Here is a 233-nt window from a genome sequence, read left to right on the forward strand (position 1 = left end):
ACTCTCTGTACCGGCCATTGTAACACGTGTGTAGCCCCGGACGTAAGGGCCGTGCTGATTTGACGTCATCCCCACCTTCCTCACACCTTGCGGTGGCAGTGTCTCCAGAGTGCCCAGCATCACCTGATGGCAACTGAAGAAAGGGGTTGCGCTCGTTATGGCACTTAAGCCGACACCTCACGGCACGAGCTGACGACAACCATGCAGCACCTTCACAGACGCCCCGAAGGGCC

General features: G+C 58.8%; 1 rRNA gene. It reads right to left on the bottom strand.

Annotated elements, in window-relative coordinates:
• Window positions 1–233, bottom strand: a 16S ribosomal RNA gene (locus HMPREF2983_RS04575); the annotation flags it as partial.

Source organism: Prevotella sp. HMSC077E09, from assembly GCF_001814685.1.
GTDB classification, from domain to species: domain Bacteria; phylum Bacteroidota; class Bacteroidia; order Bacteroidales; family Bacteroidaceae; genus Prevotella; species Prevotella oris.